Source organism: Kytococcus sp. HMSC28H12 (assembly GCF_001816045.1).
Classification (GTDB): domain Bacteria; phylum Actinomycetota; class Actinomycetes; order Actinomycetales; family Dermatophilaceae; genus Kytococcus; species Kytococcus schroeteri.
This window is the reverse complement of sequence record NZ_KV824253.1, coordinates 1-13,107: the sequence shown is the minus strand read 5'-3', so window position 1 is coordinate 13,107 and position 13,107 is coordinate 1. Positions and strand designations below refer to the sequence as shown.

14 protein-coding genes, 1 tRNA gene and 1 pseudogene are annotated in these 13,107 nt (G+C 73.0%); 7 read left to right on the top strand and 9 right to left on the bottom strand.

All coding sequences use genetic code 11. The annotated features are described in order from the left end of the window. From HMPREF3099_RS12605 to HMPREF3099_RS00170, 3 genes and pseudogenes are all read left to right on the top strand, one after another. Positions 1 to 329: pseudogene (locus tag HMPREF3099_RS12605) on the top strand (serine/threonine protein kinase); the annotation flags it as partial. A gap of 141 nt (positions 330 to 470) precedes the next feature. Then, the gene (locus HMPREF3099_RS00175; RefSeq protein WP_070703201.1) at positions 471 to 1,181 is read left to right on the top strand and encodes a hypothetical protein; all 711 of its coding nucleotides are present in this window, start codon (positions 471 to 473) and stop codon (positions 1,179 to 1,181) included. Beyond that, positions 1,178 to 1,741, top strand: coding sequence for an OmpA family protein (locus HMPREF3099_RS00170; protein WP_070703200.1), 564 nt, complete (start codon positions 1,178 to 1,180; stop codon positions 1,739 to 1,741). The genes HMPREF3099_RS00175 and HMPREF3099_RS00170 overlap by 4 nt, the downstream gene beginning before the upstream one ends. Before the next feature lies 1 nt (position 1,742). On the opposite strand, the gene HMPREF3099_RS00165 is transcribed toward HMPREF3099_RS00170, so the two are convergent. The 3 genes from HMPREF3099_RS00165 to hrcA form a co-directional block, all read right to left on the bottom strand. Continuing rightward, positions 1,743 to 2,507, bottom strand: a complete 765-nt coding sequence (locus HMPREF3099_RS00165) for a 16S rRNA (uracil(1498)-N(3))-methyltransferase (RefSeq protein WP_070703199.1) — start codon at positions 2,505 to 2,507, stop codon at positions 1,743 to 1,745. Continuing rightward, on the bottom strand, positions 2,507 to 3,634 hold the full coding sequence (gene dnaJ, locus HMPREF3099_RS00160; RefSeq protein ID WP_070703198.1) for a molecular chaperone DnaJ: 1,128 nt from the start codon (positions 3,632 to 3,634) through the stop codon (positions 2,507 to 2,509). The genes HMPREF3099_RS00165 and dnaJ overlap by 1 nt, the downstream gene beginning before the upstream one ends. A 67-nt stretch (positions 3,635 to 3,701) precedes the next feature. Next, positions 3,702 to 4,727 carry a heat-inducible transcriptional repressor HrcA gene (hrcA, locus tag HMPREF3099_RS00155; protein ID WP_070703197.1) on the bottom strand — a complete coding sequence of 342 codons (1,026 nt, stop codon included), beginning with the start codon at positions 4,725 to 4,727 and terminating at the stop codon, positions 3,702 to 3,704. Positions 4,728 to 4,863: 136 nt separating this feature from the next. Between hrcA and HMPREF3099_RS00150 the strand changes: the two genes are divergently transcribed. Both HMPREF3099_RS00150 and HMPREF3099_RS11815 read left to right on the top strand, forming a co-directional pair. Further along, positions 4,864 to 5,730, top strand: coding sequence for a DUF3097 family protein (locus tag HMPREF3099_RS00150; protein ID WP_070703196.1), 867 nt, complete (start codon positions 4,864 to 4,866; stop codon positions 5,728 to 5,730). A gap of 87 nt (positions 5,731 to 5,817) precedes the next feature. Continuing rightward, the gene (locus HMPREF3099_RS11815) at positions 5,818 to 6,381 is read left to right on the top strand and encodes a DUF4870 domain-containing protein (protein ID WP_083323349.1); all 564 of its coding nucleotides are present in this window, start codon (positions 5,818 to 5,820) and stop codon (positions 6,379 to 6,381) included. 92 nt (positions 6,382 to 6,473) lie between these two features. On the opposite strand, the gene hemW is transcribed toward HMPREF3099_RS11815, so the two are convergent. Continuing rightward, the gene (hemW, locus tag HMPREF3099_RS00140) at positions 6,474 to 7,706 is read right to left on the bottom strand and encodes a radical SAM family heme chaperone HemW (protein WP_070703195.1); all 1,233 of its coding nucleotides are present in this window, start codon (positions 7,704 to 7,706) and stop codon (positions 6,474 to 6,476) included. A 62-nt stretch (positions 7,707 to 7,768) separates the two neighbouring features. On the opposite strand from hemW, the gene HMPREF3099_RS00135 reads away from it, so the two are divergent. Continuing rightward, positions 7,769 to 8,050, top strand: coding sequence for a GNAT family N-acetyltransferase (locus HMPREF3099_RS00135; protein ID WP_070703194.1), 282 nt, complete (start codon positions 7,769 to 7,771; stop codon positions 8,048 to 8,050). 234 nt (positions 8,051 to 8,284) lie between these two features. Next, complete coding sequence (locus HMPREF3099_RS12600; RefSeq protein WP_168168394.1) at positions 8,285 to 8,461, top strand: hypothetical protein; 177 nt, start codon at positions 8,285 to 8,287, stop codon at positions 8,459 to 8,461. 36 nt (positions 8,462 to 8,497) lie between these two features. On the opposite strand, the gene trmB is transcribed toward HMPREF3099_RS12600, so the two are convergent. From trmB to HMPREF3099_RS00115, 5 genes are all read right to left on the bottom strand, one after another. Further along, positions 8,498 to 9,379, bottom strand: coding sequence for a tRNA (guanosine(46)-N7)-methyltransferase TrmB (gene trmB / locus HMPREF3099_RS00130; protein ID WP_083323348.1), 882 nt, complete (start codon positions 9,377 to 9,379; stop codon positions 8,498 to 8,500). Further along, on the bottom strand, positions 9,376 to 11,241 hold the full coding sequence (gene lepA / locus HMPREF3099_RS00125; protein WP_070703193.1) for a translation elongation factor 4: 1,866 nt from the start codon (positions 11,239 to 11,241) through the stop codon (positions 9,376 to 9,378). Before lepA ends, trmB begins: the two co-directional genes overlap by 4 nt. Before the next feature lie 199 nt (positions 11,242 to 11,440). Beyond that, complete coding sequence (locus tag HMPREF3099_RS11810) at positions 11,441 to 11,614, bottom strand: CsbD family protein (protein ID WP_083323347.1); 174 nt, start codon at positions 11,612 to 11,614, stop codon at positions 11,441 to 11,443. 777 nt (positions 11,615 to 12,391) lie between these two features. Then, positions 12,392 to 12,464: transfer RNA gene (locus HMPREF3099_RS00120), tRNA-Ala, on the bottom strand. A 96-nt stretch (positions 12,465 to 12,560) separates the two neighbouring features. After that, on the bottom strand, positions 12,561 to 13,107 hold a 547-nt coding region (locus tag HMPREF3099_RS00115), incomplete at its 5' end, for a histidine phosphatase family protein (protein WP_070703192.1).

Sequence of the window (13,107 nt, the reverse complement as noted above, 5' to 3'; positions counted from 1 at the left end):
TGGTCCCGGCGGGAGCCGGGGTCGTGGGGGCCGTGGCCGGCGCCGTGCTGTGGCCGCGCCTCACACAGCCCGGGGACACCCACGGGGCCGCGCGCGTGGAGGTCTCCGGCCCCGCGGAGGTGGCGGTCGGTGAGCGGGCCGCGTTCGTCCTCGACCACTCCGACGTCACCTCGTGGGTGTGGGAGCTGCCCGACGGCCGCTTCGTCAGCGGCCGTCGCAGGGTGGTGCTCACCCCCCGGGGTGCCGGACGCGCGCGGGTGGTGGTGAGGGCCACCACCACCGACGGAGCACCGCTCGTGACCACGCACCACCTGCGCGTGACCCCCTGAGCCCCTCCCCCCCGGGGTGGCAGTGGCGCGACGGGGGTCCCACCCCGGGCGGAGATCCGGGCAGCGTGCAACCTTTCCCCGTGAGCACACGACCAACGGGCACACACCCCCTCGGGGGACCCACCACGAAGGAGACCCGCCATGCGTTCCGCAGCTACCCGTTCACTCACCGCCCTGGCCCTCGTCGGGGCCCTGGGCCTGGGCGCCTGCAGCCCCGATGCCACCTTCACCAGCGGCGAGGAGGAGCGCACCACCGCTGCCGCCGCGGAGCCCGACGAGACCACCGACACCGGGGAGGAGGACTCCGAGGGGACCGAGCCGCCCGAGACCAGCTCGACCACCGGCGAGGAGTCCTCGGACGCCGGGGACGCACAGTCCCCCGACGCCTCGGAGGAGGGAGGACCCACGGCGAACACCAGCCACGCACCGGGGCTCACCGCCGAGGAGATCGGCGAGCCCCTCGTCACGCGTGCCCGTCCGCTCGAGCAGGAGGGCAGCGAGCTGCTGGTCTCCCTCCACTCGCTGGAGCGGCAGGGCAAGACCGTGACGGCCACCTACGGCTTCCAGCTCAAGAGCGACGCGGAGCACGGCGCCGAGGCCGAGAGCCTCTACAACTTGGCCGGCACCTGGTACCCCTACCTGGTGGACACCAAGAACCTGCGCAAGCACCGCGTGCTCCAGGACGAACACAACAACCAGCAGGCGATGCCGAGCGTCAACGACATCGACGTGAGCACCGACGGCATCACCTACGTGAGCGTCGTCTTCGCCGCACCGCCCGAGGACGTCGAGACCATGACGGTGCACCTGATGGGTGGTGTGGCGGACGCGACGGAGGTGGAGCTCCGATGACCTCCCGCCTCCTGACCGGCCTGGCCCTCACCACGGCGGCAGCCCTCCCTGTGGCGCTCGCTCCCGCCCTCGCCGCACCCCACGTCGCACAGGCGCCGACGGAGTGGTCCGACGCACAGCTCAGGAAGAGCATCATCCAGCTGGAGCCGGCCGTCACCCAGCTCGAGGACTCTGTCGAGCCGCTGGACGACCACACCACCGACGGGGCCGAGGAGGTCATCTCCCTGGACACCGACGTGCTCTTCGCCTACGGCAAGGCGAACCTGCCGGCGACCTTCGCCGACCGGGCCGCGGAGCTGGTGACCGACGTGCCGAAGGGCGCCACGGTCGAGGTGGGCGGCCACACCGACTCGATCGGCGCGGACGACTTCAACCAGAAGCTGTCCGAGCGCCGTGCCGATGCCGTGGCCAAGGCCCTCAAGGCGGCCCGACCCGACCTCTCACTCGAGGTGGAGGGGTACGGTGAGAAGCAGCCCGTGGCCCCCAACGAGTCCGCCGGCAAGGACGACCCGGAGGGCCGGGCCAAGAACCGCCGCGTGGAGATCCGCTACGGCCACTGAGTCAGTCCCACCGCAGCGCACCGCACAGCAGCGCCAGGGCCACCGGCCCGGCGCTGCTCGTGCGCAGCACGTGGGGGCCGAGCACCACCGGCACTCCCCCGGCGTCGGTGAGGGCCTCGAGCTCCTGCGGGCTGATCCCGCCCTCGGGACCGATGACCACGCGCACCAGCGAGGGCGTCTCGCGGCCCTCGAGCAGGCCGCCCAGGGTCGGCAGCAGCCCGTCGGTGGCCACCTCGTGCAGCACGAGGGTGAGCTCGCTGGCCCCGCCACCGACCCGCACCCGCTCGACGAGCCCGGCGGTGTCCACCATCGGCTCCACCGGGGCCTCCCACAGGCGGCGGGACTGCTTGGTGGCCGCACGCACCACCTGCTGCCACTTCACCCGGCCCTTCTCGGCCTTGGGGCCCGCCCACCGGCTGATGCTGCGGTCGGCCTGCCAGGGCACCACGGCGTCCACGCCGATCTCCACGCTGGTCTCCAGCGACTGCTCGGCCCGGCCGGCCTTGGCCAGCGCCTGCACGAGCTCCAACCGGGGGCGGCCGGTCGGCTCGGTGAGCTCCTCCAGGACCTCCAGCTCCAGGGTGGACTTCGTGGTGCCGGTGACGCGCCCGCGCACCCCGGCACCGGCGCCGTCGGCCAGGAGCACCTCCTCGCCCACGGCGATGCGCTGCACCGTGGCGGCGTGGCGCCCCTCGTCCCCGGAGAGCGTGAGGGACTCCCCCACCCCGGCCAAGGGGCCGTCGGCGAGGAAGAGCGGCAGCGTCATCAGCGGCCCGAGAACGCGTCGCGCAGGCGCCCGAAGAAGCCGCCCTGCTCGGACACCGACGTGATCGTGCCGGTCGCCTGCTCCTCGCCGCGCAGCCGGGCCAGCTCGTGGAGCAGCTCCTTCTGCCGGGAGTCCAGGCGCGTGGGCGTCACCACCTGGGCGTGCACGTGCACGTCGCCGCGCCCCTCCCGACGCAGGTGGCCCACGCCCAGCCCGCGCAGCGTGAACACGGCCCCGTGCTGGGTGCCGGCGGGGACCTCCACCTGCTCGGTGCCGTCGAAGGTCTCCACCGGGGTGCGCGTGCCCAGGGCCGCGGCCGTCATCGGCAGCTCCACCGAGCAGTGCAGGTCGTCACCCTCGCGGGTCCAGGTCGCGTCGGGCTCCACGTTCACCTCGACGTAGAGGCTCCCCGCCGGCCCGCCGCCGGGGCCCACCTCGCCCTGGCCGGCCAGCTGGATGCGGGTGCCGGTGTCCACGCCCGCAGGCACCTTGACCTTGAGCGTGCGGCGCTCGCGCACGCGGCCGTCGCCGTGGCAGTCGGTGCACGGCTCCACGATGACCTCACCGGTGGCCTGGCAGGTGCCGCACGGCCGGGTGGTCATCACCTGGCCGAGGAAGGAGCGCTGCACCTGCTGCACGTGGCCCTGACCGTGGCACAGGTCGCAGGTGCGTGTGCCGGTGCCGGGGGCGCAGCCGTCACCGCCGCAGACCGAGCACAGCACGGCGGTCTCCACTGTGAGGTCCTCGGTGTCGCCGAAGACCGCCGTGCGCAGCGGGACGTCCAGGCGCACCAGGGCGTCCTGCCCCGGCTGCTGGCGCGAGCGCGGTCCGGCCGCCCCGGCCTGGCCACCGAAGAAGGCGTCCATGATGTCGCTGAAGGTGAACGCTCCCCCGGCACCGCCGAACCCGGCCGTCGGGTCGCCGTAGGGGTCCTGGCCACGGTCGTAGGCGGCCTTCTTGGCGGCGTCGCCGAGCACGTCGTAGGCCTGGGCGACGGCCTTGAACTCGTCCTCGCGGCCGGGGGCCACGTCGGGGTGCAGCTGGCGCGCCTTGCGGCGGTAGGCCTTCTTGATCTCCTCCGCGCTGGCGTCGCGGGAAACTCCGAGGGTCTCGTAGTAGTCGTTCATGCGCTCTCCGCGCCGGGGTGTCCGGCGGCTGATGGTTCGGGGGCGGTGGTCTGGGACGTGCCGGTGCTCACCGGTGCTCGAGCACCTCGGACAGGTACGCGGCCACGGCGCGGACCGCCCCCATCGTGCCGGGGTAGTCCATGCGGGTGGGACCCAGGACGCCGAGGGAACCGACGCCCTCCTGCCCGTAGGTGCTGGCCACCACGGAGGTGGTCTGCAGGCCGCTGTGGTCGTGCTCGGTCCCGATGGAGACGGCCACGGCGGGGGTACGGCCGGTCGGCGCCTCGGTCGGGTCCGCGGACTGCAACAACCGCAACAGCACCACGTGTTCCTCCAAGGCGGAGATCACCGTCTCCAGCGACCCGCCGAAGTCCGTGGTGTTGCGCACCAGGCTCGAGGTGCCGGCCAGGGCCAGGCGCTCCTCGCGCTCCTCGGCCAGCGTTCCGGCGACCACCTGGCACAGCTCGGCGAGCGCCGGGTCGGCGGGCGACTCCTCAGTGGCGGCGGCCAGGGCGGCCCGGGCGTCCTCGAAGGTGCGGCCCGCCGCCGCGCCGTTGACCCGGTCGCGCAGGCGGCGCAGCTCCTCCGGGCCGGTGCCCTCGGGCAGGTCCACCAGGCGCTGCTCCACCCGGCCGCTGTCGGTGATGATCACCACCATGGTGCGCGGCCCCATCGGCACCAGCTCCACGTGCTGCAGTGCGGAACGGGTCAGGGAGGGGTACTGCACCACGGCCACCTGGCGGGTCAGGGCGGCCAGCAGCCGGACGGTGCGCTCCACGACGTCGTCGAGGTCCATGGGGTCGGCCAGGAAGTCGCGGATGGCGCGGCGCTCGGCCGGCGTGAGGCGGGGCACCTTGCTGATGGTGTCCACGAAGCGGCGGTACCCGGCGTCGGTGGGCACGCGCCCGGCGGAGGTGTGGGGTGCCTGGATGAGCCCCTCGGCCTCGAGGATGGCCATGTCGTTGCGGATGGTGGCCGCCGAGACCCCGATGCCGTGCCGCTCCAGCACGCTGCGCGAGCCCACGGGCTCGGAGGTGCGCACGTGGTCCTCCACGATGGCGCGCAGCACCTGCAGGCGGCGTTCCGAGGACATCGACTCCTCCTGACGGGTCTCGGCATCGGTCCGGTGACGGCGTGCGCGGACCTCCGGCCCGGGGCCGCTGGCACTCCGGCACATCAAGTGCCAGTCTACGCCGCCCGGGCAGACCGGCGCCGTACCCTCTGCCCCCATGGACAGGTACGGATCGGACGTGTTGGCCGGCGACTGGAAGCGTCCCCCGCGCGGGCGCAGCCGCGAGGTCGAGGCGGTGCCCGGCACGGTCGTGGAGGACGTGACCACCGGGTGGGTGGGCGCCGTGGTCTCGGTGGAGAAGGCGGGCGGCGAGCACGTGGTGCACCTGGAGGACGGGCGCGGCCGCACCAAGGCCTTCCCCCTGGGCCCGGGCTTCTGGATCGACGGGCAGCCGGTCACCCTGGTGGCCCCGAGGGCGGCTGCGCGCGCGACCGCGCCCGCGCGGACCCGCAGCGGAAGCCGCGCCGTCGCCGATGCCCCGACACGGGTGGCGGTCGGATCGCGCATCTTCGTGGAGGGACGGCACGACGCCGAGCTCGTGGAGAAGGTGTGGGGTGACGACCTGCGCGTGGAGGGCGTGGTGGTGGAGATGCTCGACGGCGTGGACGACCTGCGTGCCGTCATCGAGGAGTTCCGACCCACCGCCGACCGCCGGATGGGGGTGCTGGTGGACCACCTCGTGCCCGGCACCAAGGAGTGGCGCGTGGTGGAGGAGGCACGGGCCACCCCGCGCTACGCCCGCCACGTGAAGATCGTGGGCCACCCGTACGTGGACGTGTGGCAGTCCGTGCGCCCCCAGCAGCTCGGGTGGACGCAGTGGCCCGTGATCCCCAAGGGCACCTCGTGGAAGCACGGCATCCTCGCCGAGCTGGGGTGGCCGCACGCCACGCAGGCCGACGTGGCGCGCGGGTGGAAGCGCATCCTGGCAACCGTGGACGACTACACCGACCTCGAGCCCGAGCTGCTGGGGCGGGTGGAGGAGCTCATCGACTTCGTCACCGTGGGCGAGGTGCCGCTGGGCTGATCCCCCGCCCGGGGAAGGTCACGGTGGTCCACAGATCCGCCTGCGGGAGGGGCGCCGCCCGCGGCCGGATGTGGTCATGCTGGGGGCATGACCACACCACCCCCTCCCCCGAACGGGAGCACCGGCCCCTCGTACTCCTCGGCAGACTCCTCGGCCCTGTCCGGTGGCAGCACCCCGGACGACACCTTCGCCGGCGGCGGACCCCGGCAGGGCGGCCCCGGTCAGCCCGGCGCGAGCGGCCCCGGCTGGAACGGGACGCATGCCGCCGCCGGCCAGAAGTCCGACTCCGACCGCCTCGTGGCCATGTTCTGCCACCTGTCCGGCATCATCTCGTGGGTGCTGTCCGGTGGCCTCCTGCCCTTCGTCGGGCCGCTCATCGTGTGGCTGGTGTACAAGGACCGCGACCCCTTCGTGCGCCGCGCCGCCGCCGGGTCGTTCAACTTCCACGTCGTGGCCACCATCGTCTTCGTCACGCTCGGGTTCGGCCTCTTCGTGGTGGCGCCTCTCACCTTCGGCCTGGCCCTGTTCCTCCTGGTCCCGCTCGCTCTCCTCGCCACCGGCATCTATCTCTGGTGGACCATCAGCGCCACGCTCAAGGCCAACCACGGGGAGCCGTACCGCTACCCCGTCGAGATCAAGATCCTGGACTGACGCACCGGTTCCCCACGCCGCGGGGCGGTCGACCACCCGGTCGGCCGCCCCGCGGCGTTCCCATATGGGGGCCCGAGGCGCCCGATCACTCCTCAGAGGCCGAGCAGCCCCCAGGTCACGCGGTCGGCGAGCAACCGGCCCCGACGGGTGAGGACCAACCGCCGGTCGCGCACTGCGGGCACGCCCTCGAGCAGCCCCGCGGCCACGAGACCGGCCACCGCCTGCCGCCCGGCGTCGGGCACGTCCTCCACGGGCAGCCCCTCCCGGCGGCGGATGCCGAGCATCACCCGCTCCTCGGTCACCTGCTCGGGTGTGAGCACCTCCCGCGCCTCAGCCGGGGAACCGGACGCCAGGCGCTGGGCCCAGGCGCGCGGGTGCTTGACGTTCCAGAACCGGGTACCGCCCACGTGGCTGTGCGCCCCGGGCCCCACGCCCCACCAGTGCCCGCCGTCCCAGTAGTGCTCGTTGTGGCGGCACCGCCCGCGCTCGGTGCGCGCCCAGTTGGAGAGCTCGTACCAGGCGTACCCGGCACCGGTGAGCAGGTCGTCGGCCAGCTCGTACTTGTCGGCCTGGTCGTCCTCGCTGGGCCGGGGCAGCTCCCCGCGCGCCACCCGGCGGTGCAGGGCGGTCCCCTCCTCGATGGTGAGGGCGTAGGCCGAGACGTGGTCGGGCCGCAGCGCCAGGGCCGCCTCCACGCTGGTGCGCCAGTCGGCCAGTGACTCGCCCGGCGTGCCGTGGATGAGGTCCACCGACACCGCCAGGTCGGCGGACTGCGCGGCGGCCACCGCGCGCTCCACGTTGCGCGGGTCGTGGGTGCGGTCGAGCGTGGCGAGCACGTGCGGCACGGCGGACTGCATGCCCACCGACAGCCGCGTGTACCCGGCACGGGCCAGGGCGGTGGTGAACGCCTCGTCCACCTGGTCGGGATTGGCCTCGGTGGTCACCTCCCAGTCCGGCGCCGCCTCGAAGCGCTGCCGCACCACCCCCAGCGCGCGGCCGAGGTCATCGGCTCCCAGCAGCGAGGGGGTGCCGCCGCCCACGAACACGGTGTCCACCACCGGCGGCGCGCCCCCGTCGGCGGTGAGCACGTCGACGGCCAGGTCGAGCTCGGCGGCCACACCGTCCACCCACGTGGCCAGCGAGGCACCCGTCGCATCGCCCAGCTCGGTGAGCGTGTAGGTGTTGAAGTCGCAGTACCCGCAGCGCACCGAGCAGTACGGCACGTGCAGGTAGAGCGAGAAGGTGCCGCCCCGCATCGCGGAGAGGGAGGCGGCGGGCAGGCGGCCGTCGTGCGGCGCGGGGTCACCGTCGGGGAGCTGTGGCACGCGGTGATTCTCCCAGCCGAAAAGCGGTGGCTCCCCCGGTGGCCGCCGCGTAGCGTCCCCGCATGACCTCCACCCCGCAGCGGCGCCCGGCCACCGCGGCCGAGGTCGGCGGCAGGGTGGTCGCCTCGGCCACCTGCCAGCGGTCCGCCTCGTGGTGGTGGGGACAGGTGCTGCCGACAGCCGGAATCGCCGGGGTCAAGGTGGCACCGGAGCACCGCGGCCAGGGGCTCGCGGCCCGTCTGGTGCGCACCCTCACCGACGAGGCTCGCGGCTGGGGCGCCGTGGTCTCCACCCTGAAGCCACCGCCCCGGGTGCCTACCGCTCGCTGGGCCACGAGGTGGTGACCACCTACGACGACGAGACCGAGGTGCCGCTGGCGGCCCTCGCCGGCATCGCGCCGAGGCACGCGACGCTGCGGCGCGCCCCCCGCCGACCTGCCCGTCGTCGTCGACACCTACGAGGCCTGGGCCCTCGAGCACAACGGTCCCCTCACCCGCCGCGGCCCCCTCTTCCCCGGCGGCGAGGCGGCGTTCACCGGGGGCCAGTAAACGCTCGCCCAGCGCGATGGGCAGGCCACCGTGGAGCAGCTCGAGGGCAGGGAGCCGACGGTGCGCTTCACGTCCCATGGTTTCGCGGCGGTGTGGAGCGGCAGCCAGACCCTGGGTGCGGCCCGCCAGGCCGGGCTCGCCGACGGTGAGGACGACTTCTGGCAGCTCTTCGGCGGCAGCCAGGTGCACGTGCGCGACTCCTTCTGAGGCGCACACTCCCCCCCCCGCCGCCCGGTCAGGACCTCAGACCCGACGGCCCACCACGTCACGCACGGTGCGGTCCACCCCCAGGCCCTTGCGCTCGAAGCGCGTGAGCGGCCGCTCGTCGAACCGCGGCGCGAACCCACCCCGGTCCGCCCCCGCCGGGTCCTCCGGCGAGGGACGCTCCCCGGCGTACGGGTTCTCCAGGCCCTCGCAGGCCTCCACCACGTCACGCATCCACCACGCGTAGTCCGCCCAGTCGGTGGCCAGGCGCCACACACCGCCCGGCTGCAGGGTGCGCACCACGTCGTCGGCCAGGGCCGGGCTCACCAGGCGGCGCTTGTGGTGCTTGGCCTTGGGCCAGGGGTCGGGGAAGAAGGTCCACACCTCGGCCAGCGAGCCGGGCTGGAACATCGTGGCGAACGCGCGCGCGGCGTCGACCTCCATGACCCGCACGTTCTCGAGCCCGGCGTGCGCCAGCTGGCTGACGATCTGCGCGGCCCCGGGGTGCCACACCTCGATGGCGATGTGGTCCGTCTCCGGGTGCGCGGCCGCGTGGGCGGCCACGGCGTCGCCGGACCCGGCACCGATCTCCACCACCAGCGGCGCACGGCGACCGAAGACGGCCTCGGCGTCGAAGCGGAAGGCCGGGTCCACCGAGAGCGGCTCGGTGGTGCGCGGCGGCTCCACCACGAGGCGGTCGGCGTGCTTCTCCCACGCCTGCGCGTGGCGCGGGTCCGGGCGCTCGCCGCGGACCACGTAGGAGCGGGTGACGCGCTTGAGCCGACCGTCGGGCAGGCGCTCGGCGTCGCTGCGGGAGACCCCGGCGTGCTCCAGCGCCGCCCCGGCCGCGGCCGCCGCCCCCTTGCGGGGCGCCCCCTCGGGCCGAAGACCACCGCCGACGGCGTCGCGGGCGGTGCTCACTTGGAGTCCTTGCCCTTCTCGCCGTCCTGGCTGAGCGCCGCGATGAAGGCCTCCTGCGGCACCTCCACCGTGCCCACCATCTTCATGCGCTTCTTGCCCTCCTTCTGCTTCTCCAGCAGCTTGCGCTTGCGGCTGATGTCGCCGCCGTAGCACTTGGAGAGCACGTCCTTGCGGATGGCGCGGATGGTCTCGCGCGCGATGATCCGCGAGCCCACGGCGGCCTGGATGGGCACCTCGAACTGCTGGCGCGGGATGAGCTCCTTGAGCTTGCCGGCCATCTCCACGCCATAGGCGTAGGCCTTGTCCTTGTGCACGATGGAGCTGAAGGCGTCCACCTGGTCACCCTGCAGCAGGATGTCCACCTTCACCAGGTCGGCCTCCTGCGAGCCCGCCTCGGAGTACTCGAAGGACGCGTAACCCTTGGTGCGGGACTTCAGGTTGTCGAAGAAGTCGAAGACGATCTCGGCCAGCGGCAGCGTGTAGCGCATCTCCACGCGGTCCTCGGAGAGGTAGTCCATGCCACCGAGGGTGCCGCGCCGGTTCTGGCACAGCTCCATGACCGAGCCGATGAACTCGCTCGGCGTGAGGATGGTGGCCTTGACCACGGGCTCGGTGATGCTGGCCACCTTGCCGGCGGGGAACTCGCTCGGGTTGGTCACCACCACCTCGGTGCCGTCCTCCATGCGCACCGTGTAGATCACGTTGGGCATGGTGCTGATGAGGTCGAGGTTGAACTCGCGCGACAGGCGCTCGCGCACGATCTCCAGGTGGAGCATCCCCAGGAAGCCCACGCGGAAGCCGAAACCGAGGGCCGCGGAGGTCTCGGGCTCGTACACCAGCGCGGCGTCGTTGAGCTTCAGCTTGTCCAGCGCGTCACGCAGCACGGGGTAGTCCGAGCCGTCGATCGGGTACAGGCCCGAGTACACCATCGGGTTGGGGTCCTTGTACCCGCCGATGGCCTCGCCCGCCGGCTGCGCCGAGGAGGTGACCGTGTCACCCACCTTGGACTGGCGCACGTCCTTCACGCCCGTGATGAGGTACCCGGTCTCGCCGACACCCAGGCCCTTGGTGGGCAGCGGCTCGGGCGAGATGATGCCGATCTCCAGCAGCTCGTGCGTGGCCCCGGTGGACATCATCTGGATCTTCTCGCGAGGGGTGAGCTGACCGTCCACCACGCGGACGTAGGTCACCACGCCGCGGTAGGTGTCGTAGACGGAGTCGAAGATCATCGCGCGGGCCGGGGCGTCCGCGTCGCCCACCGGGGCCGGGATCCGGTCCACGATGTGGTCGAGCAGCTCGGTGACGCCCTCACCGGTCTTGCCCGAGACCTTGAGCACGTCCTCGGGCTCGCAGCCGATGAGGCCGGCGATCTCCTCGGCGTACTTCTCCGGCTGTGCGGCCGGCAGGTCGATCTTGTTGAGCACCGGGATGATGGTGAGCTCGTTCTCCATCGCCAGGTACAGGTTGGCCAGGGTCTGCGCCTCGATGCCCTGGGCGGCGTCCACGAGCAGGATCGCGCCCTCGCAGGCGGCCAGGGAGCGCGACACCTCGTAGGTGAAGTCCACGTGACCCGGGGTGTCGATCATGTTCAGGACGAAGGTCTCCTGGTCCTTGCCCTCCCCCAGCGCCCAGGGCATGCGCACGGCCTGGGACTTGATGGTGATGCCGCGTTCGCGCTCGATGTCCATGCGGTCCAGGTACTGCGCGCGCATGTCGCGGGCCTGCACCACCTCGGTGATCTGCAGCATGCGGTCGGCCAGTGTCGACTTGCCGTGGTCGATGTGGGCGATGATGCAGAAGTTGCGGATCTGCGACGGCGGGGTGGCGGCCGGCTGCAGAGCGGTGTGCGCGACGGGGGACACGGAGCGGGGCACCTCGTGGGTCGATGGGGTGTACGGGCGTCGGGTCAGTCTTTCACGTCACGGTCGGCCCCCCGTGCCCGCCGGCCCGCGGCACGGCCCGGGGCCGGGGCCGGGGACGGGGCCCGGGGCCGGGGACGGATGAGGGGCCGCCCTGCGGTCTCCCGCACGGACGGCCCCTCACCGGGTCGGAGGCCTCAGCTCACTTGCCGAAGGCGTCCTTGACGTTCTCGCCGGCCTGCTTGAGGTTGGCGCCGGCCTGGTCGCTCTGACCCTCGGCCTGGAGACGCGGGTTGTCCGTCGCGTCGCCCATGGCCTCCTTGGCCTTGCCCTTCGCCTCGTCGGCGGCGTTGCCCAGCTTGTCAGCGATACCCATGGCGGGCCTCCTTCCTGCCCCGGCTCTCGGGGCGTCGTTCCACCCCACCCTCTCCCCTGACCGCCCCTGGCGCAAGAGCAGCCGCCCTCGACGCACACCTCGAAGGCCGTTAACGTCGTGGGTATGGCATGGCAGCAGATCGCGAACCGAGTTGGACGCATCGTCACCCGGCGGCTGGTGAGCCGTGGGGTACGGGCCGGGATGAACCGTGCGGAGCGGGGCGGACAGCAGCCCCGTCAGCAGCGCCCTCGGTCCTGAACGGACCCGGGCCGCACGCCTCGGCCGGCGCGCTGGCCGCAGCGCTCCGTGTGCTGCACCGTCAGGGTGCGGTGACCCTCACCGGGTGCCCGTGCGAGCCGGCCCGTGGTGCTGGACGCCCACGGGGCGCGTTTGCGCGGTGTCGATCCGGTGCCCGGGGGGACCTCCTCCCGCCCCGACGGACCACCATCCCGGTGAAGAACCAGCCCGGTGGCCTCTGCGCCGTGATGCCCCTCACCCAGGAGGGTGTCCACCGACTGGCCGCGCACCCTCCGACCGTTCCCCTCGTGGTCGGCCCCAAGCGGTACCTGGGCGTCCACGTCCGCCACCTGCTGCTTCCCCGGCATCGAGGGGATGACTGAGGACGAGGTGGTGCACCTCTTCACCGAGGCGCACCGCCCCTTCGCATCTCACCCTGCCGGGTCAGCCGCACGATCCGCCGCCCGTGGTCGGTGGGAACCTGACTCCCCACCCGGCAACGCAGAAGGCCCACACCACACGGTGTGGGCCTTCTCGATGTGGAGCTAAGGGGATTCGAACCCCTGACCTCTTCCATGCCATGGAAGCGCGCTACCAACTGCGCCATAGCCCCGTATCTGGGAGCCGCTCTCTCGGAGCGACCGGTGAATATTACACACATCTTCCCCCCGAATGCCAAATCGGCTTCGTGGTGCGGAATCCTCGGCCCTCAGACGCCCTCGACACCCACGTTCCAGGCGTCGAGGACCCATCCGGAGCCCCCGATGGTGACCTGAGCCCACCGCGTGTTGCCCAGCGGCCCCAGGGAGGACTGCGTCAGACCGAGCCGGCTGGCCACCAGGGCGCGCGTGGAGAGCCCGTGCCCCACCACGAGGAGGGTTCCCCCCTCATCGATCCCCCGGAGGTGCTCCTCGACGGCCTCACCGACACGGACGACGCACTCGGCCAGGGTCTCCCCCGTCCCTCCACGTCGCGGGTCCTCCCCGGACCGCAGGGCGGCCAGGGTGTCCGCCCACCGCGGGTCCCCGGCCAGCTCGCTGCGGAGCCTGCCCTGCCACTGGCCCATGTGCACCTCGCGCAGTCGCGCGTCGGTGAGGACCCCCACCCCCAGCAGGTCCCCCACCTCCCGGGCGGTCGCCGAGGCCCGGGCCAGGTCCGAGCTCACCACCGCGTCCGGGCGCAGACCGGCCAGCAGGGGCGCAGCGCGCCGCGCCTGCTCGCGTCCGGTCCGGTCCAGGGGCGTGTCCGCCTGCCCC